This is a genomic window from Aeromicrobium sp. Leaf289, assembly GCF_001423335.1.
In the GTDB taxonomy this organism is placed as follows: Bacteria; Actinomycetota; Actinomycetes; order Propionibacteriales; family Nocardioidaceae; genus Aeromicrobium.
The window spans coordinates 780,373-803,770 of record NZ_LMNK01000002.1 but is presented as its reverse complement, the minus strand read 5'-3'; the positions used below and the strand labels follow the sequence as shown (position 1 = coordinate 803,770).

General features: G+C 72.2%; 24 protein-coding genes and 1 tRNA gene. 15 read left to right on the top strand and 10 right to left on the bottom strand.

Translation table 11 applies throughout. The features are described from left to right. Positions 1-46: 46 nt before the first annotated feature. Positions 47-1,027, top strand: a complete 981-nt coding sequence (locus tag ASF37_RS07830) for an oxaloacetate decarboxylase (protein WP_156364874.1) — start codon at positions 47-49, stop codon at positions 1,025-1,027. Positions 1,028-1,090: 63 nt separating this feature from the next. On the opposite strand, the gene ASF37_RS07825 is transcribed toward ASF37_RS07830, so the two are convergent. From ASF37_RS07825 to ASF37_RS07795, 6 genes are all read right to left on the bottom strand, one after another. Continuing rightward, entirely contained in the window at positions 1,091-2,107 is a 1,017-nt protein-coding gene (locus ASF37_RS07825; protein ID WP_055963322.1) for a LacI family DNA-binding transcriptional regulator, read from the bottom strand. A gap of 157 nt (positions 2,108-2,264) precedes the next feature. Then, positions 2,265-2,783, bottom strand: coding sequence for a (2Fe-2S)-binding protein (locus ASF37_RS07820; protein ID WP_056556319.1), 519 nt, complete (start codon positions 2,781-2,783; stop codon positions 2,265-2,267). Next, entirely contained in the window at positions 2,780-3,604 is an 825-nt protein-coding gene (locus ASF37_RS07815) for a xanthine dehydrogenase family protein subunit M (protein ID WP_055963315.1), read from the bottom strand. The genes ASF37_RS07820 and ASF37_RS07815 overlap by 4 nt, the downstream gene beginning before the upstream one ends. Next, on the bottom strand, positions 3,601-5,982 hold the full coding sequence (locus tag ASF37_RS07810) for a xanthine dehydrogenase family protein molybdopterin-binding subunit (protein ID WP_055963310.1): 2,382 nt from the start codon (positions 5,980-5,982) through the stop codon (positions 3,601-3,603). Before ASF37_RS07810 ends, ASF37_RS07815 begins: the two co-directional genes overlap by 4 nt. Next, entirely contained in the window at positions 5,979-6,560 is a 582-nt protein-coding gene (locus ASF37_RS07805; protein ID WP_055963307.1) for an ureidoglycolate lyase, read from the bottom strand. Before ASF37_RS07805 ends, ASF37_RS07810 begins: the two co-directional genes overlap by 4 nt. 622 nt (positions 6,561-7,182) lie before the next feature. Beyond that, positions 7,183-7,255: transfer RNA gene (locus tag ASF37_RS07795), tRNA-Thr, on the bottom strand. A gap of 90 nt (positions 7,256-7,345) precedes the next feature. Between ASF37_RS07795 and ASF37_RS07790 the strand changes: the two genes are divergently transcribed. Genes ASF37_RS07790 through ASF37_RS07780 form a run of 3 tightly spaced genes read left to right on the top strand, consistent with a single transcriptional unit; the run spans position 7,346 to position 10,323 of the window. Continuing rightward, positions 7,346-7,756, top strand: a complete 411-nt coding sequence (locus tag ASF37_RS07790; RefSeq protein ID WP_056579786.1) for a hypothetical protein — start codon at positions 7,346-7,348, stop codon at positions 7,754-7,756. A 58-nt stretch (positions 7,757-7,814) separates the two neighbouring features. Continuing rightward, positions 7,815-9,008, top strand: a complete 1,194-nt coding sequence (locus tag ASF37_RS07785) for an alanine racemase (protein ID WP_055963301.1) — start codon at positions 7,815-7,817, stop codon at positions 9,006-9,008. A 19-nt stretch (positions 9,009-9,027) separates the two neighbouring features. Further along, entirely contained in the window at positions 9,028-10,323 is a 1,296-nt protein-coding gene (locus tag ASF37_RS07780; RefSeq protein ID WP_056579784.1) for a D-arabinono-1,4-lactone oxidase, read from the top strand. A 5-nt stretch (positions 10,324-10,328) separates the two neighbouring features. Here the strand turns inward: ASF37_RS07780 and ASF37_RS07775 are convergent, their stop codons facing one another. Then, positions 10,329-10,583: a metal-sensitive transcriptional regulator gene (locus ASF37_RS07775; RefSeq protein ID WP_055963293.1), complete on the bottom strand. Its 255-nt coding sequence runs from the start codon at positions 10,581-10,583 to the stop codon at positions 10,329-10,331. Positions 10,584-10,663: 80 nt separating this feature from the next. On the opposite strand from ASF37_RS07775, the gene ASF37_RS07770 reads away from it, so the two are divergent. The 10 genes from ASF37_RS07770 (at position 10,664) to ASF37_RS07730 (ending at position 19,173) form a co-directional block, all read left to right on the top strand. After that, entirely contained in the window at positions 10,664-11,029 is a 366-nt protein-coding gene (locus tag ASF37_RS07770) for a carboxymuconolactone decarboxylase family protein (RefSeq protein WP_056579783.1), read from the top strand. A gap of 15 nt (positions 11,030-11,044) precedes the next feature. Then, positions 11,045-11,209, top strand: coding sequence for a hypothetical protein (locus tag ASF37_RS17460; RefSeq protein WP_164468830.1), 165 nt, complete (start codon positions 11,045-11,047; stop codon positions 11,207-11,209). 44 nt (positions 11,210-11,253) lie between these two features. Next, a complete protein-coding gene (locus tag ASF37_RS07765) occupies positions 11,254-11,931 on the top strand; it encodes a DinB family protein (RefSeq protein WP_235499969.1) in 678 nt (225 codons plus the stop codon). Positions 11,932-12,076: 145 nt separating this feature from the next. After that, positions 12,077-12,964, top strand: coding sequence for a phenylalanine 4-monooxygenase (locus ASF37_RS07760; protein ID WP_056579778.1), 888 nt, complete (start codon positions 12,077-12,079; stop codon positions 12,962-12,964). 117 nt (positions 12,965-13,081) lie between these two features. Then, complete coding sequence (locus ASF37_RS07755; RefSeq protein ID WP_055963281.1) at positions 13,082-13,567, top strand: flavin reductase family protein; 486 nt, start codon at positions 13,082-13,084, stop codon at positions 13,565-13,567. Positions 13,568-13,669: 102 nt separating this feature from the next. After that, positions 13,670-14,806, top strand: a complete 1,137-nt coding sequence (gene sfnG, locus ASF37_RS07750) for a dimethylsulfone monooxygenase SfnG (protein ID WP_055963279.1) — start codon at positions 13,670-13,672, stop codon at positions 14,804-14,806. A gap of 101 nt (positions 14,807-14,907) precedes the next feature. Beyond that, on the top strand, positions 14,908-16,161 hold the full coding sequence (locus ASF37_RS07745) for an acyl-CoA dehydrogenase family protein (protein ID WP_056556337.1): 1,254 nt from the start codon (positions 14,908-14,910) through the stop codon (positions 16,159-16,161). A gap of 170 nt (positions 16,162-16,331) precedes the next feature. After that, positions 16,332-16,799 (top strand): OsmC family protein, encoded by a 468-nt coding sequence (locus ASF37_RS07740; protein WP_055963272.1) that lies wholly within the window; start codon positions 16,332-16,334, stop codon positions 16,797-16,799. Next, positions 16,796-17,980, top strand: a complete 1,185-nt coding sequence (locus tag ASF37_RS07735) for an SfnB family sulfur acquisition oxidoreductase (RefSeq protein ID WP_055963269.1) — start codon at positions 16,796-16,798, stop codon at positions 17,978-17,980. Before ASF37_RS07740 ends, ASF37_RS07735 begins: the two co-directional genes overlap by 4 nt. Positions 17,981-18,045: 65 nt before the next feature. Next, positions 18,046-19,173 (top strand): LLM class flavin-dependent oxidoreductase, encoded by a 1,128-nt coding sequence (locus tag ASF37_RS07730; protein ID WP_056579776.1) that lies wholly within the window; start codon positions 18,046-18,048, stop codon positions 19,171-19,173. Between the two features lie 10 nt (positions 19,174-19,183). Here ASF37_RS07730 and ASF37_RS07725 read toward each other — a convergent pair whose 3' ends face one another. Continuing rightward, positions 19,184-19,663: a CoxG family protein gene (locus ASF37_RS07725; protein WP_055963262.1), complete on the bottom strand. Its 480-nt coding sequence runs from the start codon at positions 19,661-19,663 to the stop codon at positions 19,184-19,186. 86 nt (positions 19,664-19,749) lie between these two features. Between ASF37_RS07725 and galE the strand changes: the two genes are divergently transcribed. Next, positions 19,750-20,766, top strand: a complete 1,017-nt coding sequence (gene galE, locus ASF37_RS07720) for a UDP-glucose 4-epimerase GalE (protein ID WP_055963259.1) — start codon at positions 19,750-19,752, stop codon at positions 20,764-20,766. Positions 20,767-20,955: 189 nt separating this feature from the next. On the opposite strand, the gene rlmB is transcribed toward galE, so the two are convergent. Together rlmB and cysS are read right to left on the bottom strand one after the other, a co-directional pair. Next, positions 20,956-21,903, bottom strand: coding sequence for a 23S rRNA (guanosine(2251)-2'-O)-methyltransferase RlmB (gene rlmB / locus ASF37_RS07715; protein ID WP_055963255.1), 948 nt, complete (start codon positions 21,901-21,903; stop codon positions 20,956-20,958). Then, positions 21,903-23,348, bottom strand: a complete 1,446-nt coding sequence (gene cysS, locus ASF37_RS07710) for a cysteine--tRNA ligase (protein WP_056579774.1) — start codon at positions 23,346-23,348, stop codon at positions 21,903-21,905. The genes rlmB and cysS overlap by 1 nt, the downstream gene beginning before the upstream one ends. Positions 23,349-23,398 lie beyond the last annotated feature (50 nt).

Sequence of the window (23,398 nt, the reverse complement as noted above, 5' to 3'; positions counted from 1 at the left end):
GCTTTCGCGAGACAATCTCACAGAGCGACGAAGGGGTGGAGCCCACGTGGCTGAATACGTATACTCGACCGCGACCGCCGACGCCGAGCACCGGCGGCCCACGCCCCATCTCCTCCCCGACGACAGGACCGCCATGACGACGACGCCCCGCACCAGCCCCGGCGACACCCTGCGGGGCCTCCTCGACCGCGACGGGGTCCTCGCGGCACCCGGCGGCGGCACGCCCTTGGAGGCGCACTGCGCCGCGGCGGCCGGCTTCGAGGCCTTCTACCTCAGCGGGTACGCCGTGGCGGCGTGGCGCCACGGCCAGCCCGACCTCGGCGTCACCGGCATGACCGACGTCGTCGACGCGGTCGCGGCCATCACGACGAGCACGCCCGTCTCGGTCATCGTCGACGCCGACACCGGCTACGGCGACGTCACCGCCGTCGCGGCCACCGTGCGCCGCCTGGAGCAGGCCGGCGCCGCGGCGGTGCAGATCGAGGACCAGGTCGCGCCCAAGCGGTGCGGCCACATGCAGGGCAAGGAGGTCATCCCGGTCCTGCAGATGGAGCGCAAGGTCGCCGCCGCCGTGCGGACCCGCGCCGACGCCCTCGTCATCGCCCGGACGGACGCGCTGGGCCCGCTCGGCGTCGACGAGGCGATCGAGCGGGGCAAGCGCTACCACGACCTCGGTGTCGACGCCGTCTTCGTCGACGCGCCCGAGAGCCGCGAGCACCTGGAGCGCATCGCCACCGAGATCCCGGGCCGGCTGATCGTGAACCTCACCGAGTCCGGCCGCACCCCCATCCTGCCGCTCGAGGAGATCGACGCGATGGGCTACGCGATCGCGCTGTACCCCACGGCCGCGCTCCGGCTCGCGGGGCGCGTCATCTCCGAGCTCTACGCCGGGATCCGCGACGCGGGGTCGACCGCCGCGTGGCAGCCGCAGATGATGAGCCTCGACGAGATGAACGCCCTGATGGGCCAGGGTCGCGTCGACGACCTCGAGGCGGCCGTCCTCACCCAGCTGCCCGAGCGGGGCTGACCCGCCCGGGCCCGGCCCGGCACGCGGCACCCACCCGGTGGGCGCCGATCGGGCAGCGGCCGCTCAGACGAGCGCGCGCTCGGGGACCGGCACCCAACCCGTGGAGTCGCGCACGACCAGCTCGCTGACGAAGCGCTGATGCGTCGACGGACGCCGCGGGCTGTCGATGCGCTCGAGGAGCAGGTGCACACCCACGCGCACCATCTCCTCGACCGGCTGGCGAGCGGTGCTGAGGCTGAACGCCTCCCAGGAGGCCATGTCGACGTCGTCGTACCCGACGATCCACAGGTCGTCGGGCACGACGATGCCGGCGGCACGGGCCGCGTCGAGGGCGCCGAAGGCGCTGAGGTCGTTGCTGCAGAAGACTGCCGTGGGCGGGTCGGGGTGCTCGAACATTCGCTGCAACGCCTCGTAGCCGCCGCGGTGGGAGAAGCGGCCGTCCATGACGAACTCCGACGGGATCTCCACGCCGTGCGCCGCCGCACCCCGCACGAAGCCGACCCTCCGGTCGTGGGCGGTGCTCGCGTCGGGCGAGCCCGTGATGAGGCCGGCCCGGACCCTGCCGTTGACGGCGAAGTAGTGCGCCACCCGCGAGGAGACCGACGCGTTGTCGGAGTCGACCTGGTCGCAGCGCACCCCCTCGACGATGCGGTTGACGAGCACGAGCGGGGCCCCGGCGTCCAGCGCGGTGCGCAGGGCGGTGGAGGTGCTCGTGGCCGTGGTGAAGATGAGGCCGTCGACCATCTTCTGGCCGATCGCCTGGATGGCGCCCTTCTCCCCCGCTCCCTGGGAGTCCCACAGGATCATCCGCAGGTCCAGGCTGTCGAGGGTGCGCGACAGGGACTCGATGACCTCGGGGTAGAACGGGTTGGTGACGCGGTCCACGACCACACCGATCGTGCCGCTGCGCTTGAGCCGCATGGCCCGCGCTGCGAAGTTCAGCTCGTAGCCGAGCTCCTCGGCGGCCTTGATGACACGGGCCCGGATCTCCTCGGAGACGCCCGCGGCGCCCGACAGCGTTCGCGAGACCGTCGCCTGGGACACGCCCGCGGCCGACGCCACGTCCCTGCTGGTGACCACGTGGACCCCGTGCCTCTCGTCGGCCTGACCGTCTGACTGCGCGCAGGCTACTACCAGCGCATACGTATCCGCAAAAGATTCGCAGCCGCGCACGGACTCCCGACCGTGGTCCGGGCGAGCCGGGCACCACCCCGCCGGGACAGCAGCCTCGGCGGGCTCAGGCCCGCATCCGCGCGGCCGCCTCGCGGACCGCGCGCACGATGTTGTGGTAGCCGGTGCATCGGCACAGGTTGCCGACCAGTGCCGCGCGGATCTCCTCGTCCGTCGGGTCGGCGTTCGTCGCGAGCAGCTCGCGCGTGGCGAACAGCATCCCAGGCAAGCAGAACCCGCACTGGAACCCGTACTCGTCCCAGAAGGACTCCTGCACGACGTCGAGCTGCTCGGCCCCTTCGACGGGGGCGGACCCTCCGGCGAAGCCCTCGATCGTCGTCAGCGCGGCGCCGTCGACGCTGCCTGCGAGCACCATGCACGACTTCACGCTGCGGTCGTCGAGCGCCACCGTGCAGGCGCCGCAGTCGCCCGTCTGGCAGCCGAGGTGGGTGCCGGTGAGACCGAGACCCTCACGTACCAGCTCGAGCAACGTGAGGCGCGGGTCGAGGGCGACCGCACGGTCCTCGCCGTTGACGCTGAGCCGGAGCGGCGCGTCCTGCGACGCAGCCGTCGGATCGTGGCTCATGGTGCGACTCCTGCCTGCTCGAGAGCTCGTCGGGCGGCGACGGGCGCGACGCTGCGCCGGTAGCCGGCGTCGGCCAGGACGTCGTCCCAGGTCTGCTGCAGCAGCGCCGCCACCTCGGCCGCGAGCGCCCCGGCCCCGGGGGCCACGTCCCGCTCGAGGACGACGGGGACGGGACCGGCCGCGCCGATGGCGACCCGCACACGCCGGCCGTCCGCGTCGAGGACGCACGCCCCGGTCGCGATCGGCCACGAGCTCGCCGCGTGCTTGAGCTTCACGTACCCGTGCGCGCGTCCCGCCGTGCTCGGGAGCACGATCTCCAGGAGCAGCTCGTCCGGTCGCAGGGCGGTGCGGTGGGCTTGGAGGAAGAACGCGTCGACGCCGACCTCGCGCACGCCCTCCTCGCTGGCCAGGCGGAAGCGGGCGTCGAGCGCCGCGAGGCAGCCGGGGACGTCCGACCCGGGTGCCGCCTGGCAGGCGGACCCGGCGAGCGTCGCCGCGTTGAGCAGCTGCACGCCCCCCGTGACGCCGGAGGCCATCGCGACGAGGGTGGGCGCGTGCTCGGCGACCCGCGGGTCCGCCAGCACGTCGGCGTAGGTGGCGGTGGCCGCGAGGACGAGGTCGTCCCCGTCGAGGCGGACCGGCTGCAGGCCCAGTCTTCCGAGGTCGACCACGTGGTCCGGGGACGCCTCGCCCGCGACCATCTCGGGGACGAGCAGGGTGCCACCGCCCAGCACGCGGGCACGTGGCCCGGCCTCGGCCAGCACCGCCACCGCGTCGGCCAGCGCCGTCGGCCGCTCGTGGCGGAACCGGTGGCGGATCATGCGTTCCTCCCCTCGGCCGTCTGCAAGGCGGCCAGGACCGTGGGCGGGGTCAGGGGCAGCCGGTCGAGCACGACACCGAGCGGCGCCAGGGCGTCGTCGATCGCGTTGACCACGGCCGACAGTGCGCCGCCGACCCCCGCCTCGCCGGCGCCCTTGGCGCCGAGCAGGGTGAAGGGGCTCGGGGTCACCAGGTGCTCGACCTCGATGTCGGGCAGGTCCCCCGCGCGCGGCATGAGGTAGCGCTTGAGACGGTCCGTGACGAGGCAACCGTCGTCGTCGTGGACGATCGACTCCATCAGCGCGGCGCCGATGCCCATGGCGACGGCCCCGTGCATCTGGCCCTCCACCAGCGTGGGGTTGATGACCGTCCCGCAGTCGTGCACGACGCCGAAGCGGCGCACCGTCGAGATGCCCGTCTCCACGTCGACGTCGACCACGGCGGCGTGCACCGCGTAGGAGTAGGTCGGGTAGGTCTGCGGCCGACCGTGCTCGTCGGGCACGAACGTCAGGTTGTCGGGCTTGTAGACCCGCGTCGACTCCAGCGCCGGCGTGACGCCGTCGGCGACGCCGAACGCCTGCGAGTACACCGTGAGGGCGACCTCTTCGAGCGGGCACGAACGGTCGCCCGCCCGAGCCCGGCCATCGGCGAGGACGACCTCGTCGACGGTGACGTCGAGCAGCGACGCTGCCACGGTCCGCAGGCGCAGGGCGATGTCCTCGGCGGCGAGCGCGGCGGCACTGCCGCCCACGACCATGCTCCGTCCGCTGAAGTTGCCGAAGCCGTAGGGGCAGCGGTCGGTGTCGCCCTGCACCACGGTGATCGCCGCAGGCGCGACGCCGAGCCGGTCGGCGACGATCTGGGCGATGCCGGTGTCGTTGCCGCCGCCGGGCGAGGTGACGCCGGTCAGGACGGTGACCTGTCCGCTCGGCGCCACGCGGACGGTCGAGGTGTCGAAGCCGCCGACCAGGGTGCCGGGCGTGCCGCCGGCCTCCGGCGTCAGCTCGAAGGCCAGGCCCAGGCCGGTGCGCACCGTCGCGTCGGCCGACTGCTCCCGCTGCCCGCGGCGGACGCCCGGCTCGTCGACGAGCGCCCGGACCCGGTCGAGCGCCAGGTGGTACTGGCCGCTGTCGATGTTGAGCCCGGCGGTGGTCTTGTACGGGAAGGCGTCGTCGGCGATGAGGTTGCGGTGCCGCACCTCGGCGGGGTCGAGGCCGAGCTCGCGCGCCACGAGGTCCATGACGCGCTCCATCATGAGGTTCGTGGCCTCCTTGCCGTACCCGCGCGAGGCGTTCCACGGCGACTTGTTCGTCGCCACGATCCGGAAGCGTGCGTCGACGACCTGGACGTCGTAGCCCGTGGGGAAGGCGAGCGCGGTCAGGTAGGCCATGCCCCAGCCGGGCGCGGCGCCGAGGGCGCCGACGTTGGCGACCAGGTCGTCGCGCAGCGCGCGCACGCGGCCGTCGCCGTCGAAGCCGACCGTGACCTCGTGGTGCTGCTCGCGTCCGCCCACGAGCAGGCAGTCGCTGCGCCGCTCGGTCCAGCGCACCGGGCGGCCAGTGATCCGGCTCAAGACGCAGACGAGCGGCTCCTCGGGGTGGCCGTGCATCTTGAGGCCGAACGCGCCGCCGACGTCGGGCACCACGACCTGCACCTGCTCCTCACCGAGGCGCAGGGCCGAGGCCAGCACGGCTCGCAGGGGGTGCGGGTTCTGGCACGAGCCGTGCAGCGTCATGCGCCGGGTCTGCTCGTCCCAGGTCGCCACGTAGCCGCGGGTCTCCATCGGCTGCTGGGAGTAGCGCTGGATCGTCATGGTCGTCGTGAGCACGCGCTCGCAGCGCGTGAGCTCCTCGTCGACGTCGCCCTGGGTGTACGAGCCGGCCATGACCACGTTGTCCGGCCAGTCGGCGTATGCGCGCGGCGCGGTCGACTCGAGGGCCCGCACCGCATCGAGGACGTGCGGCAGCGGTTCGTACTCCACCGAGATCGCGTCCAGCGCGGCCTCGGCGTCGTGGATCGTCTCGGCGACGACCGCTGCCACGGGCTGGCCCACGTGGACGACCTCGCCGAGCGCGAGGCAGCGCACCTCGACGCTGCGCCCGCCGAACGTCGCAGGGTCGATGAAGTGCGGGATCGGGTCGGCCAGCTCGGCAGCGCCGACGCCGTCGAGCGCCGCGACCACGCCGGGGCTCCGGCGTGCCGCCTCGAGGTCGACGTCGACGATGCGCGCGTGTGCGTGCGGGCTCCGCAGGATCGCGAGGTGCAGCGCACCGGCCGGACGGATGTCGCCGACGTAGCGCGCGCGGCCCGTGAGGAAGGCGTCACCGCGCAGTCGTCGGGTCCGTGAACCGACGTGGGTCGGCGCCACCCCCGCGGTCACGGCAGCTGGATCCGCAGCTCGACGCCGGTGCGGCCCGTGACGTGCCGCTTGTCCACGTCGCCCCAGTGGATCTCACCGTTCTCGTCCGGCGTGGAGCCGAGCGCCTCGGTGAGCGCCCGGTGGCTCGTGACCACCATCGTCGCGCCGCTCGACAGCGGGAACGGGGGCTCGTGCCACGTCCCGCGGTGCAGCGTGAGCCCGGCGTCGCCCGGGACCCAGAAGGCCCGCACCTCGTCCAGGCGGGGGATGCCGTTCTCCTCGGGGGCGTCGGGGCGGGCCACGACGCACAGGAACGGGTTGCCGCCGAGCGGGATGAACGCCTGGGCGATCTCGAAGTGCCGCTCCAGGAAGTTGATCCGGTACTCGCGGATGTGCTGGCGGGTCAGCAGGACCTCGACGTGGTGGTCGCTCTCGAGGGAGCCGGCGACGAAGTTGTCGTCGCGGTCGCCGTAGAGGTCGTAGCCGAGCGACTCGCGCCCGGCGGTGCTGATGACCTCGCCGTACGGCGCGAACGCCTCGGCGGTCAAGGGCTCGGGGACGACGGCCATGAGCGTCGTGGGGGCGGTGACGTCGGACATGGGGCTCCTTGCGGATGCAGCGGTCTGAATACGTATTCAGACAGATGCGAGAGGGCCTGTCAAGAGGGCTGACCAGCAGCCGGACGGACCTCGACCCGCGCGACCTGGCGCCCCGTCCGGCGGCGGAGCCTCCGACAGGAGTCGAACCGCGACATCCTCATGACACGTGCGGCGCACTCATATCGAACCTGCACCTCGGGAGCAATCAGAGCCTCCGACAGGAGTCGAACCCGCGACATCCTCATNCGCGACATCCTCATGACACGTGCGGCGCACTCATATCGAACCTGCACCTCGGGAGCAATCAGAGCCTCCGACAGGAGTCGAACCCGCGACATCCTCATGACACGTGCGGCGCGCTCATATCCACCGTCGAATCAGAGCCTCCGACAGGAGTCGAACCCGCGACATCCTCATGACACGTGCGGCGCRCTCATATCGAACCTGCACCTCGGGAGCAATCAGAGCCTCCGACAGGAGTCGAACCCGCGACATCCTCATGACACGTGCGGCGCGCTCATATCCACCGTCGAATCAGAGCCTCCGACAGGAGTCGAACCCGCGACATCCTCATGACACGTGCGGCGCACTCATATCGAACCTGCACCTCGGGAGCAATCAGAGCCTCCGACAGGAGTCGAACCCGCGACATCCTCATTACAAGTGAGGCGCTCTACCAACTGAGCTACGGAGGCGTACCGACCCATCGTAGGGCGACTGCCGTCACAGACAGGGGTGCACGTCCTCCTCTACCGTGGACGACGCCGCCGATCATCGAGGACCCCATGCGCATTCGCACCGTCAGCCTGACCACTGCCTTCGCGGTGATGGCCATGCTCACCGTGGGCACGGTCGCCCTCGTGTCCGCCACGGGTGGCGGCGACCGGTCGAGCGCCAGCGACGCGCCGGCCGGGGTCCCGACCACGTCGCTGACGCCGCCCACGACGAAGCCGTCGCCCACACCGCGACCCACGAAGTCGTCCGACGACACCGACGAGCCGGCCGACCCCAAGCCGTCGGACCGCGCGACGGCGGCACCGTCGAAGGCCCCTCGCACGTCGGCTCCTCGCACCAGCTCGCCCCGACCGGCGGCCACCACCCAGCGCCCCGCTCCCGCTCCGTCGAGCGCCGCGCCGGAGCCCAGCGCGACTCCCGGCCTGCTCGACGGCCTGCTCGGCCCCCTGCTCGGCGACTGAGCACGAGCCTGCGTCCGGGCCCTCCCGCTGACCCTCCAGGTCGTGCCATCCTGAGCGGGTGAGCGCACCCTTCGCACGCCTGCTCTCGGCCACCGCTCCACTCTCGGCTCCCCTCGCGGCGCTCGACGCCCCGGCACTGTGGGCCAACGCCGACGACCTCGTGCGGCGCGCAGCCGGCGTGCCGATCCGCGTGGCCAGCAAGTCGGTGCGGGTGCGGTCGGTCATCGAGCGCACGCTCGCCCGTCCGGGCTTCGCCGGCGTCATGTCCTACTCGTTGGCGGAGAGCTGCTGGCTCGTCGACCAGGGCGTGACCGACGACGTGCTGCTCGCCTACCCGACCGTCGACCGCGCGGGTCTGCTCCTCCTCACCGAGCGCAGCATCGAGGGCGAGCGGCGCCGGGCGGCGATCACGCTGATGATCGACTCGGTCGAGGCCCTCCGGGTCGTCGACACCCTCGTCGGAGGGTCCCACCCCGAGCTGCGCGTCTGCCTCGACGTCGACGCCTCCCTGCGTCCTGGCGTCCTCGGGGTCCACCCGATCCACCTCGGCGTGCGCCGCTCGCCCGTGCACTCGGCCAAGCAGGCGGGCGCCCTGGCCCGCGCCGTCAGCGCCCACGCGGGCTTCGACCTCGTGGGCGTCATGTTCTACGACGCGCAGGTCGCGGGGCTGCCGGACACGTCGCCGGCCGTCCGCATGGTCAAGCGGATCTCCAGCACCGAGCTCGCGCACCGTCGGGGCGACGTCGTCCGCGCCGTCTCGCAGCACGCCGACCTCGAGATCGTGAACGCGGGCGGCACCGGCAGCCTCGAGGTCACCGGGGCCGATCCCGCCATCACCGAGCTCACGGCGGGCTCGGGGCTGTTCACCCCCACGCTCTTCGACGGATACGACGCGTTCGAGGCGCACCCGGCGGCCTACTTCGTGCTCGACGTCGTCCGCCGGCCCGCCAAGGACGTGGCCACGTGCTTCGCCGGCGGCTACACGGCGTCCGGGCCGGCGCAGGCCAACCGCATGCCCACTCCGGTGTGGCCGGAGGGGCTCACGCTCCTCGGCACCGAGGGGGTGGGCGAGGTGCAGACCCCGGTGAGGGGCAAGGCGGCCCGCGGCCTGCGCATCGGCGACCGCGTGGTGTTCCGCCACGCCAAGGCCGGCGAGATGTGCGAGCGCTTCGACGCGGTCACGCTGGTCGACGACGCCGGCCGCGCCGAGACGGTGCCCACGTATCGCGGAGAAGGGAAGAACTTCGGATGAGCGAGCGGTCGGCGGCGCGATGAGCGTCCTGTGGCAGAACTGGGCCCGCAGCGTCCGAGCGCACCCGCGGCGGGTGCTGCACCCGGCGTCGACGCAGGAGGTGGTCGCGGCGGTGCGCGCGGCACGCGCCGAGGGACTGCCGGTCAAGGCCTACGGCGCCGGCCACTCGTTCACGCCGATCGCGGCCACCGAGGGCGTGCTGCTGCGGCTCGACAGGATGGACGCCGTGCTCGGACACGACGCCGCCACGTCTCGGGTGCGGGTGCAGGCGGGCATCTCGCTGCACGCGCTCAACCCACGCCTGCTCGCGCTGGGGCTGGCGCTGCCGAACCTCGGCGACGTGGACCCCCAGTCGGTGGCGGGCGCGGTGTCCACGGGCACCCACGGGACGGGCCACCGACTGCACGGCATCTCCGCAGCGGTGGTCGGGGTGCAGCTCGTCACCGCCGACGGCGACGTGATCGAGATCGACGAGCAGCACCCGTGGTTCGGGGCCTCCCGCGTCACGCTCGGCGCGCTGGGGATCGTGACCGAGGTGACGCTCCAGTGCGTGCCGACGTTCCTGCTGCACGCCCGCGAGGAGCCGATGGCGCTGCCCGAGGTGCTGGACCGGCTTCCCGAGCTCGTCGAGGAGAACGACCACTTCGAGTTCTACTGGTTCCCGCACACGGAGAAGGCGCTCGTCAAGCGCAACAACAGGGTGCCGGAGGGGTCCGAGCGCGCACCCGTGGGGCGGGTGCGGCACCTCGTCGACGACGAGCTCCTGAGCAACGGCCTGTTCGAGGTGGCCAACCGGGTGGGCCGTCGCGTTCCGTCACTCGTGCCGCGCATCAACCACGTGAGCGGGTCGGCGCTGTCGGCCCGCGAGTACGTGGACCACTCCCACGAGGTGTTCGTCTCCCCGCGGCGGGTCCGGTTCCGCGAGTCGGAGTTCGCCATGCCGCGAGCGGCCCTGCCCGAGGTGATCGCGTCGCTGCAGGGGTGGTTCGGCGCGGGACACGAGACGGTGTCGTTCCCGATCGAGGTTCGGTTCACGGCCGCCGACGACGTGTGGATGTCGACGGGGCACGAGCGTGACAACTGCTACGTGGCGGTGCACCAGTACCACCGGGTCGACCCGGCGGCGTACTTCGCGGCCGCACAGGACGTGTTCACCGCGCACGAGGGACGACCGCACTGGGGCAAGATGCACACGCTCGGGGCCGACTACCTCAGCGGTCGGTACGCCCGCTTCGACGACTTCGTCGCGATCCGCGACGAGCTCGACCCGCACCGCGTGTTCTCGAACCCCTACCTCGAGCGCGTGCTCGGGTAGGGGCCTCACGCGAGCGACAGGAAGACCTTCTCCAGCCGGGCGACGTCGACGTCCTCGCCCTCGGTGACGCACTTCTGCATCCCCGTGCTCACGAGGGCGAAGCCGCTGCGACTGAGGGCCTTGCTCACGGCGGCCAGCTGCGTGACGACGTCCTCGCACTCCGCGCCCTCCTCGAGCATGCGGATGACGCTGGCCAGGTGGCCGTGGGCGCGCTTCATGCGAAGGGCGACGGCCTTGGTGTCCTCGGGCTCCAGGTGCATGCTCGCATCTTAACCCCCCAGGGGGATGTGTGGTAGCGTCCTGGCAGGATCCCCCCAGGGGGATGGAGAGGAGAGTCGTCATGACCCACGGAAAGCCCGTGCTCGACGAGCTGTCGCCCCTGCACCGCGCCCTCCGGCGCGCTGTCCCCGACGTCTACGCGGGCTTCGGCGAGCTGCACCGCGCGGCCTTCGCCGACGGCGCCCTCGACGTCCGCACCAAGGAGCTCATCGCGCTCGCGATCGGCGTCGTGGAGGGGTGCGACGGATGCATCGCGTCGCACGCCCAGGCCGCCGCCCGCGCCGGCGCCACCCGTCAGGAGGCCGCCGAGGCCATCGGCGTCACGTTCCTCATGCACGGCGGCCCCGCCACCATCCACGGCCCGCGCGCCTACGACGCGTTCTGCGAGTTCGCGCCCGAGGACGGGCCCGCACCCACCACCCCCTGACCCAGGAGTCCCGACATGTGCCGACCCGTGACCTGCTCCACCTGCTCCAAGACCACCTGGGCCGGCTGTGGCCAGCACGTCGCCCAGGTGCGCGCCATGGTCCCCGACGACCAGTGGTGCGCCGGACATCCCGACGAGCCCCGCAGCGGTGGGGTGCTGCGCCGCCTCCTCGGTCGCTGACGCGTCCTCTTGCCGCGCTCCCCGGCCACGTGCTGGAGTGAGGGATGACCACAGATGAGCACGGCGGGGGTGCCGGGCCGCGGGCGGCCGATGAGCACGGCGGGAGTGCCGGGCCGCGGGCGGCCGATGAGCACGGCGGGGGTGCCGGGCCGCGGGCGGCCGATGAGCACGGCGGGGGTGCCGGGCCGCGGGCGGCCGATGAGCACGGCCGGATCGATCCGCCCTTCGCGGGTGACGAGATGTCGACGCTGCGGGGCTTCCTGGACTTCCACCGCCGCACGCTCGCGTGGAAGCTCGAGGGGCTGACCCGTGACCAGCTGGCCGCGACGCACACTCCGTCGACCATGACGCTGGGCGGGATGCTCAAGCACCTCGCCTACGTCGAGGACTCCTGGTTCGGGGAGGTGTTCCTCGGACGCGAGCCGTCCGAGCCCTGGCGGAGCACCGACTGGCAGGCCGACGCCGACTGGGACTGGCACTCGGCGGTCGACGACGACCCGGCCGACGTCCTGACGCTCTGGAAGGAGTCCGTCGCGAGGTCCGACGCCGCACTCGAGGCGGCGACCGACGGCCTCGACACCCTCGGCGTGCGCCCCTGGCGCGGCACGGGAGAGCCGCTCTCCCTGCGATGGATCGTCGTGCACATGATCGAGGAGTACTGCCGCCACAACGGCCACGCCGACCTCCTGCGCGAGGCGATCGACGGCTCGACGGGCGAGTAGCGCCACGACCTTCCGGTCCGTGTGGGCCCATGGTTGGATGGATGTGACCAGCACCACATCGCTGCGTCATCGGCGTGTGCCTCACCCCGGCACCGCTCCCACCCATGGCGGACCCCCACCCGGTCGTCCGCGGACAGGAGGACCCGTGTTCGAGGAAGGCCAGTACTTCGCCCCCGTGAAGCAGACCGACGACGGCCGGATGACCGTCGAGCTGGGCGCCGACCACCCCGGGCTGCACGACCCGGAGTACCGCGAGCGCCGTGACCTTCTGGCCACGCTCGCCCACCGGTGGGAGCCCGGCGAGCCCGCCCCCGAGGCGCCCTACACCGACGCCGAGCACGAGGTGTGGCGCGTCGTGAGCGAGGACCTCCTCGCCAAGCACGAGACCTACGCCTGCCGCGAGTTCCTCGACGGCAAGGCCGCCCTCGACCTCCCGCTCGACCGCGTGCCGCAGCTCGAGGAGCTGTCCGACCGGCTGGAGCCGATCACCGGCTTCCGGTACCGCCCTGCCGCCGGGCTCGTGCCCCTGCGCGAGTTCTACGGCGCCCTCGCCGACCACGGCTTCTGGGCCACCCAGTACGTGCGCCACCACTCCGTCCCGCTCTACACGCCCGAGCCCGACGTGCTGCACGAGGTCGTCGGGCACGGCAACACGCTCGCCGACCCCCGGTTCACCCGCCTGTACCAGGCCGCCGGCCAGGCGGCCCGTCGCGTCGAGACGGCCGAGGCGCTCGAGTTCGTCAGCCGGGTCTTCTGGTTCACCCTCGAGTTCGGCGTGGTGCACGAGCCCGACGGTCTGAAGGCCTTCGGCGCGGGGATCCTGTCGAGCCCCGGCGAGATCGAGGAGTTCCGCGGCATGACGATCAAGCCGCTCGACGTCGTGGCCATGGGCACCACCGACTACGACATCACCCACTACCAGGACGTGCTGTTCGCGGCAGACTCCTTCGCCCACGTGGAGGACGCGGTCGGCGGGTTCTGGGACACCTGCACCGACGACTCGATCAACGCCCTGCGCGCGACCGCTGCCTGACGACTAGCACGGGCCGACCGGACGCCCCAGGACGTCCCACCTCCTGAGCAGGTGCCACGACCCCCTCCCCGCGGTCCACGGTGGACACATCACCACCGCACACCTGGGGAGGACGAGATGACCGTGTCCGTGGACACCACGCTCGAGACGGCCCTGCGCAACGCCATGGCGAACTTCGCCACCGGGCTCACCATCGTCACGACGTCGGCCGGGGGGCGCCCGCACGGCACCACCCTGAGCGGCGTCATGTCGCTCTCGATGGACCCGCCGATGATCCTGCTGTCCCTGTCGCGGACGTCGAGCCTTCTCGCCCGCCTGCAGCGCGGCGGGCGCTTCGGTGTCAACGTGCTCGCGGCCCACCAGGACCAGGTCGCCCTGCGGTTCGCGACGAAGGTCCACGACCGCTTCGCCGACATCGGGTGGCGCGACGACGGCGCACCGCGCCTCGACGACGTCCATGCCTGGGTCCTGGCCGACGTGACCGGCACCGTGCCGGCGGGCGACCACGTGCTCGTCCTCGGCACCGTCGTGTCCGCCGAGACCGGCGACCACCAGCCGCTCACCTACTGGCAGCGCACCTTCGGCACCCACAAGGCGTTCTGATGCGAGTCCACTCGCCGCTCGCCGAGCGATGTCACGACTGAGCCGACCCCGCCACCTCCTCACCACCTCCATCACCTCTCACCAGGAAGGGGCTGCTTCGCCATGCCCATCAGCACCGATCCCCTGAAGTTCGCGTACTGGGTCCCCAACGTCTCCGGCGGACTCGTCACCAGCACCATCGAGCAGCGCACCGACTGGAGCTACGACTTCAACGTGAAGGTCGCCCAGCTCGCCGAGCAGGTCGGCTTCGAGTACGCCCTCAGCCAGGTCCGCTACACCGCGTCGTACGGCGCCGACCAGCAGCACGAGTCGACGAGCTTCAGCCTCGGCCTGCTCACCCAGACGGAGAAGCTCAAGGTCATCGCCGCCGTCCACCCCGGTCTCTGGCACCCGGCGGTGCTGGCCAAGTGGATCATCACCGCCGACCACATCTCCGGCGGTCGCGCGGCGGTGAACGTCGTGTCCGGCTGGTTCAAGGACGAGTTCACCGGCCTCGGCGAGCCGTGGCTGGAGCACGACGAGCGCTACCGCCGCAGCGAGGAGTTCATCCGCGTGCTGCGAGGGCTCTGGACCGAGGAGGGGTTCGAGCACCGCGGCGACTTCTACCGGATCCACGACTTCACCCTGAAGCCTGGACCGGTCGACGTGCCGGGCCGTCCGCACCCGGAGATCTTCCAGGGCGGCAACTCCACGGCAGCCCGCCGCAACGGCGGCTCGGTGGCCGACTGGTACTTCTCCAACGGCAAGGACCTCGACGGCTTCACCGAGCAGTACCTCGAGGTGAACCAGAACGCGTCGATCGCCGGACGCGAGGGGCAGGTGAGGTTCGGCCTCAACGGCTTCGTCGTCGCCCGCGACTCCGAGGCCGAGGCCCGGGACGTGCTCGAGGAGATCATCGCGAAGGCGAACCCCGACGCCGTCGAGGGCTTCCGCCAGGCCGTCCAGCAGGCCGGCAGCAGCACGAGCGACGGCAAGGGGATGTGGGCCGACTCCTCCTTCCGGGACCTCGTCCAGTACAACGACGGGTTCCGCACCGGGCTCGTCGGCACGCCGGAGCAGGTGGCCACCCGCATCGTCGAGTACAAGAAGCGCGGCGTCGACCTGTTCCTGCTCGGCTTCCTGCACTACCTCGAGGACATCGCGTACTTCGGCGAGAAGGTGCTGCCGATCGTCCGGGAGCTCGAGACGCAGGCCGTCGAGGCCGGGACCCTCGGCGAGGACGCCCTCACGTCGGCCTGACACCACGATCCCCCGGCGGCAGAGGCCGGCGGGTGCCCGCCGGGGTGGCGAGACCCCGACGGGCGGCATTCCCCACTAGCGCAAGGAACAGGAGCAAGACTATGACCACCACCGAGAACATCACCGTGCAGGAGGCCGTCACCTCCTCCCCCTGGGCCGACCAGGCCCGACCCACCACCCGCGAGGGCTGGCTCGAGCGAGCGGCCGACGTCGCCGGGATCCTGGCGGCGGACGCCGTCGAGCGCGATCGCGCCCAGGCCGTGCCCACGGCCGAGGTTCAGCTGCTCAAGGATGCCGGCCTCGTCACGCTGCTCGGTCCCGCCGAGCACGGCGGCGCGGGCCAGACGTGGGACCTCGCGTACCAGGTCGTGCGTGAGGTCGCCTCCGGCGACGGGTCCATCGGCCAGCTGCTGGCCTACCACTACCTGTGGGCCTGGGCGGTCCGCCTCGTGGGCACGCCCGAGCAGATCACCGCGGTCGAGGAGCTCTACACGACCGGCAACCTCTTCTTCGGCGGCGCCGTGAACCCCCGTGACGGCGACCTCACCATCCGCGACGAGGGGGACGAGATCGTCTACAACGGTCGCAAGTCGTTCTCGACCGGCTCGAAGGTCAGCGACCTCACCGTCCTCGAGGGTGTCCTCGACGGCACCGAGAAGCACATCTTCGCGATCGTCCCCAGCGACCAGCCCGGGATCGTGTTCCACGACGACTGGGACAACCTCGGCCAGCGGCTCACCGAGTCCGGGGGCGTCACCATCACGGACGTCCGAGTGCCGTGGGCGGCCGCCGCCGGCTACGTCGACAAGGAGCTGGTCGAGCTGGTCTACGGCACCCTCAACCTGCCGACGATCCAGCTCGTCTTCAGCAACTTCTACCTGGGCATCGCGCGAGGTGGCCTCAAGGCGGGGACCGCCTACACCCGCTCGACCACGCGACCGTGGCCCTACGGCGGCGACGACAAGGCCAGCGCGAGCGAGGAGTGGTACGTCCTGGAGGGCTACGGCCGACTCCAGAGCCAGCTGTGGGCCGCCGAGGCCCTGGCCGACGAGGTGGGCCGGGAGATCTCCACCCTTCTCCACGCGCCGCGCGAGGACCTGACGCCCGAGGCACGTGGGCGGGTGGCCGTGCGGGTGGCCGCGGTCAAGCAGCTCGCGAACGACGTCGCCCTCGAGGTGGGCACGAAGATCTTCGAGCTCACCGGGGCGCGGGCATCCAGCAACAAGGTCGGCCTCGACCTGTTCTGGCGCAACGCGCGGACGCACACGCTCCACGACCCCGTGGCGTACAAGCGTCGCGAGGTCGGCGAGTACGCGCTGCTCGGGAAGATCCCCGAGCCCAGCTGGTACACGTGAGCCCCTCTCCCACCCAGGACCGCTCGGGCGGGTGACCGGTCACGCACCGGTCCCCGCCCGGGCCTAGCACCCCGCTGCCCTTCACGCAGACCAGCCCACTGCTCGACACTCGACCCAGGCGTCGACCGCGAGGTCGACGCTGGTCGCACCACCCAACGAGAGGACCCCTCATGAGCACCACCACCCTCGTCCCGTTCGTCGTCGAGAGCACCGGCCACGGTGTCGCGCAGCAGATCACGGTCGGAGGTGACAACGCCCACGTCTTCCACGCCGACACCTACCCGGCCTTCGGCGGATCCGACGCGGCCCCCAGCCCGCTGGCGTACACGCTCGGCGCGCTCACGTCGTGCAACCAGATCACCGCAACCCTCGTCGCGAAGGACCTCGGCCTCACCCTCGGCGCGTTCACCTTCCACGCCCAGGGCGACCTCGATCCGTCCGTGTTCGTCGGCGGCGCCGAGGGCGACGCGAACTTCCGCGCCGTCAGCGTCGTCGCCACGGTCGAGACCGATGCCGACGAGGCCGCCTTCGACCGGTTCGTGAGCGAGCTCGAACGCCGTTGCCCCGTCACCCAGCTCTTCCAGCGCAGCGGGCTGGACTTCCGGTCCTCCTGGACCCGCGAGCCCCTGCCGTCGTGAGCACCGTCCCGCCGTCCGAGCTCGTCGTGACCGTCGCCGAGCACCTGCCGACCATCGCCGCAGGAGCGGGCGAGCGCGACCGGGAGCGGGCCCTTCCGCGCGCGGAGCTCGACCTGTTGTCCGCGCTCGGCGCCCTGGCCGTCACGGTGCCGGCCACCCACGGCGGACCGGGCGGCGGGGCAGTCGAGGCGGCCGAGCTCCTGCGGCTGCTCGCCACGGTCGACCCGAGCGTCGCGCAGGTGCCCCAGAGCCACTTCGTGTACCTGCGACTCGCCGAGATCGCCGGGTCCCCCGCCCTCCAGGAGCAGCTGTTCGGGGACGTCCTCAGGGGAGCCCGCGTGGCCAACGCGCAGTCCGAGCGCACGGGAGCGACCGTCACCGACATCGCCACCCGCGTCCGGATCGACGACCAGGGGTGGGCCGTGGTCGACGGCGAGAAGTTCTACGCCACCGGGAGCGTGCTGGCCGACTGGCTCGCCGTGCTGGCCCGCGACCGTGACGGTGCGGACCGCATCGCGTTCCTGCCGGCCGAGACGCCCGGCGTCTCGGTGATCGACGACTGGGACGCCCTCGGCCAACGCACCACCGCCAGCGGCACGGTGCGGCTCGACGCCGTGCGCGTCCCACTGACCCACGTCGCCGAGCGGGAGGCCGCGGTCGGCGGTCCGCACGGCTACGGGGCCTTCGCCCAGCTGCTGCACGCAGCGATCGACGTGGGCATCGCGCGAGGCGCGCTGACCGACGCGGCGACCTTCACCCGTACGTCCTCGCGGCCCTGGTTCGAGTCCGGGGTCGACCGCGCACAGGACGATCCGTTGCTCGTCCAGCGCTACGGCGAGCTGGAGGTGGCCGTCCGTGCCGCCGAGGCCGCGCTCGACGTCGCCGCACGCGCCGTCGACGCCACGTGGCGAGAGCCGTCCGACGCGGCCGCCACCGAGGCGTCGCTCTCCGTGGCCGCCGCGAAGGTGCTGGGCGACCGAGCGGCCCTCGAGGTCACGTCGGTGGGGTTCGAGCTGGGCGGCACCCGCTCGGCCGCACGCGGCACGGCCACCGGGGCCCACGACCGGCACTGGCGCAACGCACGCACCCACACGCTCCACGACCCCGTGCGCTGGAAGCTGCAGCACCTGGGCCGATGGGCCGTCGCCGGGACACCCCCGCCACGCACGGCGCAGGTGTAGTCGGTGGACGAGTCCGGGATGTGGGACCAGCGGTCGACCTTCTGTCGCGGCGTCATGCTCGTCTCATGAGCCTGACGTTCCACTGGTTCCTGCCCACCACCGGCGACAGTCGCACCCTCGTCGGCGGTGGGCACTCCGTGCCGGCCGACGTGGCGCGCGGCGGTGGCGCCGAGAACACCGCCGGTCGGTACCGCGAGCCCGACCTCGACTACCTCGTCGACGTCGCTCGCACCGCCGAGCGGCTCGGCTTCGAGGGGGTCCTGACCCCGACCGGCACCCCGTGCGAGGACGCCTGGGTCGTCGCATCGGCGCTGCTGGCGCACACCAGCCGGCTGAAGTTCCTCATCGCCCTGCGCCCGGGCCTGATCAGTCCGACGCTGCTCGCGCAGATGTCGTCGACGTTCCAGCGCGTGTCCGGCGACCGCCTCCTGCTGAACGTCGTGGTGGGCGGTGACCCGTCCGAGCAGCTGCGCTTCGGCGATCGCGTCACCAAGGACGACCGCTACCGCCGGGCCGAGGAGTTCCTGCAGGTCTTCCGCGACGCCTTCACCGAGGCCGGCTCGTCGTTCACCGGTGAGCACTACGACGTCGAGGACGCCCGCACTCGACAGCCGGGCACGGTGCCACCGATCTACCTGGGCGGCTCGTCCGCGGCTGCCGGACCCGTCACCGCGCGGCAGGTCGACACCTACCTCACCTGGGGCGAGGCGCCCGACGCGGTCGCCGAGAAGATCGCGTGGATCCGCAAGCTCGCGGCCGACGAGGGTCGCGAGGTGCGCTTCGGCATCCGGCTGCACACCATCAGCCGCGACACGAGCGAGGACGCCTGGGCGGTGGCCGACCGCATGCTCGCCGAGCTGGACCCGACCGACGTCGCGAAGGCGCAGGCGGCTCTGGCGGACAGCGAGTCGGAGGGCCAGCGACGCATGCGCGAGCTGCACGGCGGGGTGGCACCCACGAGCGCCCGGAGCCTCGAGGTCCACCCCGGTCTCTGGGCGGGCGTGGGACTGGTGCGCAGCGGCGCGGGCACGGCGCTCGTCGGCAGCCACGGCGAGGTCGCCGACCTCATCGGCGAGTACGCCGACCTCGGCATCGAGGAGTTCGTCCTCTCCGGCTACCCGCACGTGGAGGAGGCCTACTGGTTCGCCGAGGGCGTCCGGCCCATCCTGAGCGCTCGGGGGCTCGCGGAGTGACGCCGCGCGCCTAGGCGTCGACCTGGTCGGCGTCGAGGCGGTCGAGCAGGGCCCGGCCGAAGCCGCGACCCATGGTCGCGAGGACCCCGTCCATCGCGGTCCTCACCGCGGGCTTGGCCAGCTTCGCCAGGGGCAGGTCGACCCGGACCTCGAGGTCGATGTCGAGCAGGGTGCCCTGCTCGTGCTCGGTGAGCGTGTAGACGCCCTCGACGCCGGCCCGCTCACGCTCGCCCTCGGGCGGGTCGTGCGTGAAGGACAGCCGGCTCGGCTCGTCGGACTCCATGCGCACCGTGAACGCGGGCGCGATGCTGACGCCGAGGCCGGGCACCTCGTCCATCGACCAGCGCCAGTGGTCGCCGTCGACCTCGATGCTGCGCACGAGCGGCGTCATGTCGGCCACGGCGTCGGGGTCGGTGAGGACCGCCCACACCTGCTCCCGGTCGGCCGTGACGACGGCGGACGACGAACGCTTCGACGAGAACCAGGTCATGCGTCGATCCTGCCCGCAGAAGCACCGGACCGCGCGTCGGCGACGGCAGGCTGGGTCGGCTGCCGGCGCCTCGGTAGCGTGACGCCATGCGTGTCCTCGTCACCGGCGGTGCCGGCTACATCGGGTCCCACACCGTCCTCACCCTCCTCGAGCAGGGTCACGACGTCGAGGTGGTCGACAACCTCGTCAACGGCAAGGCCGAGGCGGTGCGTCGCGTGGGCGAGCTCGCCGGTCGCGACGTCGCTCTGCACGAGGTCGACCTGACCGACCGCACGGCGACGCATGCGGTGCTGGGTCGCGGGTTCGACGCCGTCATCCACTTCGCCGCGCTCAAGGCGGTCGGCGAGAGCACCCAGAAGCCGCTCGAGTACTACGCCAACAACATGGGATCCACGTTCACCCTCCTCGAGGCCATGCGCTCCCACGACGTGCGCACGCTCGTGTTCTCGTCCTCGGCCACCGTGTACGGCGAGAAGGCACCGGTCCCCTACGTCGAGGACTTCCAGCCGCTGGACTCCTCGAGCACCTACGGCCAGACGAAGGTCATGACCGAGCGCATCCTCACCGACGTCGCCGCGGCCGACCCCGCCTGGCGGGTGGCGCTCCTGCGCTACTTCAACCCGGTGGGCGCCCATCCCTCCGGCCGCATCGGCGAGGACCCGCAGGGCACCCCCAACAACCTGGTGCCGTTCATCGCCCAGGTGGCGGTGGGCCGACGTGAGCGGCTGTCGGTCTTCGGCGGCGACTACCCCACGGCGGACGGCACGTGCGAGCGCGACTACATCCACGTCCAGGACGTCGCCGAGGGCCACGTGGTCGCCCTCGACGCGATCCTCGCCGACGAGCCGGGCGTGCACGCCTGGAACCTCGGCAGCGGTCAGGGCACGTCGGTGCTGGAGATGATCCACGCCTTCGAGCGCGCCAGCGGACGCGAGATCCCCTACGACGTCGTCGACCGCCGACCCGGCGACCTGCCCGCCTTCTGGGCCGACCCGAGCAAGGCCGAGCAGGAGCTGGGCTGGACGACCTCGCGCACCGTCGACGACATGTGCCGCGACACCTGGACCTGGCAGTCGCAGAACCCCCAGGGCTACGACGCCTGACCAGTCACCCCGTCTCGGACACTTCCGGGGTCTCGTCATCCTGTTTCGGACACTTCCGGGGCAAGAACTGGGGCCCACGTGCCCCGCACCTGTCCGAGACGCGGGGCCGGGGCTGCGCTGCTTCGGCCGGCGCCCTGGGTGGCCTCCACGACGAGCTGCAGCAGCGCAGCCGCAGGCCCAAAAGGGACCTCAGACCCTCCGCTGCGCGATCGCGTACATCGCGATGCCCGCGGCCACGCCGGCGTTGAGGCTCTCCAGGCTCGAGGCCATGGGGATCGAGACCATCTGGTCGCACGTCTCGCCCACGAGGCGGGAGATGCCCTTGCCCTCGCTGCCGATCACGACGACGAGCGGACCGTCGGCGAGGTCGAGGTCGGGCAGAGCCACGTCGCCGTCGGCAGCGAGGCCGACGACCATGAGCCCGGCCTCCTGGTAGGCCTTGAGCTGACGGGTCAGGTTGGTGGCACGCGCCACGGGCACCCGCGCCGCCGCCCCGGCCGACGTCTTCCAGGCCGCGGCCGTCATCTGCGCGGCCCGACGCTCGGGGATGACGACGCCGTGGGCTCCGAAGCCCGACGCCGACCGCACCACGGCCCCGAGGTTCCGGGGGTCGGTGACACCGTCGAGCATGACGATGAGCGGCGGGACGCCCTGCTCGGCAGCACGCGCGAGCAGGTCGTCGGGGTGCGCGTAGTCGTAGGCGTTGAGCTTGGCGGCCACGCCCTGGTGCACGGCACCACCGGTGAGCTTGTCCATCTCGATGCGGCCGATCTCCAGCAGCGACACGTGCTGGTCGGCGGCCAGCTTGAAGATCTCGCGGATCCGCTCGTCGCGCTCGGCGCCCTCGGCGATGTAGAGCCCGGCCACCGGGACCTTGGCACGGAGCAGCTCGACGACGCTGTTGCGTCCGGCCACCCACTCCGGGCCACCGTCGCTGTTCTTGCGCTTGGGGCGCGCGGCCTCGCGCTTGTCGGTGGCGCGCGCCATCTTGTACGCCTTGTGGTTGGGGCGTTCCTCGGCACGCGGCGTGGGGCCCTTGCCCTCGAGGCCCTTGCGGCGTCGGCCGCCGGACCCGGCGGTGGGGTTGCCCTTGCCGGTCTTCTTGATCGCGCCTCGGCGCTGGCTGTTGCCGGCCATCATCGTCCCTTCACGGACCAGCTCTGCACGGACCACCGGGGGCCTTGCGCTGTGTCCTCGATCTCGATGCCGGCCGCAGCCAGCTGGTCACGTACTCGGTCGGCGGTGGCGAAGTCCTTCGCCGCCCGCGCCTCCTGCCGCTGCTCGAGCAGGGCGTCGACGAGCGGCGCCAGGGCACCCTCGGCCGCGCCCGCCCCCGCACCCTGGGCCGACGTCCAGTGCTCGCCGAGCGGGTCGAGCCCGAGCACGTCGAGCTGCGCGCGCACCGTGGCCAGCACGGTGCGCAGCTCGGGGCCGTCGGCCGCCGACGCGAGCAGGGTGTTGCCCTGCGTGACGCCCGCCTGCAGCACCGCGAGCGCCGCCGGCACGCCCAGGTCGTCGTCCATGGCGGCGGCGAAGGCGTCGCCGACCTCACCTGGCTCGACGTCGCCGCCCGCCGCGCGCACGGCCTCGTCGGCCCGCCGCACGAAGCCCTCGATGCGCTCGAACGCCACGGCGGCCTCGGCGAGCGACTCCTCGGTGAACTCGATGATCGAGCGGTAGTGCGCCGCCACGAGGTAGTACCGCAGCGCGATGGCCGGCACCCGCTTGACGACCTCGCTCACCATGAGCGTGTTGCCGACGCTCTTGGACATCTTCGCGCCGCTGAGGTTGAGCATCGCGTTGTGCATCCACAGGCGCGCGAACGGCTGTCCGGCGGCGCGCGACTGGGCGATCTCGTTCTCGTGGTGCGGGAAGCGCAGGTCGAGCCCGCCGCCGTGGATGTCGAACTCGGTGCCGAGGTACTTGGCGGCCATCGCGGAGCACTCGAGGTGCCATCCCGGGCGCCCACGGCCCCACGGGGTGGGCCACGACGCCGACTCCGGGTCGCCGGGCTTGTGACCCTTCCAGAGCGCGAAGTCGCGGGGGTCGCGCTTCCCGTCGGCCGGGGCGTCGGGGGCGGCCTGCATGTCGTCGACGCTCTGGTTGCTCAGCTCGCCGTAGTCGGCCCAGGAGCGGACGTCGAAGTAGACGTCACCCGATCCGTCCGCGGCGGGGTAGGCATGGCCGCGCTCGATCAGCGTCTCCATCAGCTCGATCATCTCGGGCACCACGCCCGTGGCGCGGGGCTCGTAGGTGGGCGGGCGGCAGCCCAGCACCTCGTAGGCGGCGTGCAGCGCCCGCTCGTTCTCGTAGGCCACCGCGAACCAGGGCCGGCCCTGCTCCTCGCCCTTGGCCAGGATCTTGTCGTCGATGTCGGTCACGTTCGCGACGATCGTGACGTCGTAGCCGGCGCGCTCGAGCCACCGGCGCAGGACGTCGAACACGACCTCCTTGCGGATGTGCCCGATGTGCGGCGGCCCCTGCACCGTGAGGCCGCAGTGGTAGATGCCGACCTTGCCGGGCACGACCGGGTCGAGGTCGCGCTGCTGCCGGGTGGCGGTGTCGTACAGGCGCAGGCTCACCCCCGGATCCTATCGGCCCGCCGGCACCGTTCCCGCCACGTGGATTCGCC

What these genes read in the sequence shown, in the direction of transcription:
- ASF37_RS07820 (WP_056556319.1), bottom strand. Translation starts at nt 2,783, where the DNA reads ATGAGCCACGATCCGACGGCTGCGTCGCAGGACGCGCCGCTCCGGCTC.
- ASF37_RS07815 (WP_055963315.1), bottom strand. Translation starts at nt 3,604, where the DNA reads ATGATCCGCCACCGGTTCCGCCACGAGCGGCCGACGGCGCTGGCCGAC.
- ASF37_RS07805 (WP_055963307.1), bottom strand. Translation starts at nt 6,560, where the DNA reads ATGTCCGACGTCACCGCCCCCACGACGCTCATGGCCGTCGTCCCCGAG.
- ASF37_RS07790 (WP_056579786.1), top strand. Translation starts at nt 7,346, where the DNA reads ATGCGCATTCGCACCGTCAGCCTGACCACTGCCTTCGCGGTGATGGCC.
- ASF37_RS07780 (WP_056579784.1), top strand. Translation starts at nt 9,028, where the DNA reads ATGAGCGTCCTGTGGCAGAACTGGGCCCGCAGCGTCCGAGCGCACCCG.
- ASF37_RS07775 (WP_055963293.1), bottom strand. Translation starts at nt 10,583, where the DNA reads ATGCACCTGGAGCCCGAGGACACCAAGGCCGTCGCCCTTCGCATGAAG.
- ASF37_RS07770 (WP_056579783.1), top strand. Translation starts at nt 10,664, where the DNA reads ATGACCCACGGAAAGCCCGTGCTCGACGAGCTGTCGCCCCTGCACCGC.
- ASF37_RS17460 (WP_164468830.1), top strand. Translation starts at nt 11,045, where the DNA reads ATGTGCCGACCCGTGACCTGCTCCACCTGCTCCAAGACCACCTGGGCC.
- ASF37_RS07765 (WP_235499969.1), top strand. Translation starts at nt 11,254, where the DNA reads ATGACCACAGATGAGCACGGCGGGGGTGCCGGGCCGCGGGCGGCCGAT.
- ASF37_RS07755 (WP_055963281.1), top strand. Translation starts at nt 13,082, where the DNA reads ATGACCGTGTCCGTGGACACCACGCTCGAGACGGCCCTGCGCAACGCC.
- sfnG (WP_055963279.1), top strand. Translation starts at nt 13,670, where the DNA reads ATGCCCATCAGCACCGATCCCCTGAAGTTCGCGTACTGGGTCCCCAAC.
- ASF37_RS07745 (WP_056556337.1), top strand. Translation starts at nt 14,908, where the DNA reads ATGACCACCACCGAGAACATCACCGTGCAGGAGGCCGTCACCTCCTCC.
- ASF37_RS07740 (WP_055963272.1), top strand. Translation starts at nt 16,332, where the DNA reads ATGAGCACCACCACCCTCGTCCCGTTCGTCGTCGAGAGCACCGGCCAC.
- ASF37_RS07730 (WP_056579776.1), top strand. Translation starts at nt 18,046, where the DNA reads ATGAGCCTGACGTTCCACTGGTTCCTGCCCACCACCGGCGACAGTCGC.
- ASF37_RS07725 (WP_055963262.1), bottom strand. Translation starts at nt 19,663, where the DNA reads ATGACCTGGTTCTCGTCGAAGCGTTCGTCGTCCGCCGTCGTCACGGCC.
- galE (WP_055963259.1), top strand. Translation starts at nt 19,750, where the DNA reads ATGCGTGTCCTCGTCACCGGCGGTGCCGGCTACATCGGGTCCCACACC.
- rlmB (WP_055963255.1), bottom strand. Translation starts at nt 21,903, where the DNA reads ATGGCCGGCAACAGCCAGCGCCGAGGCGCGATCAAGAAGACCGGCAAG.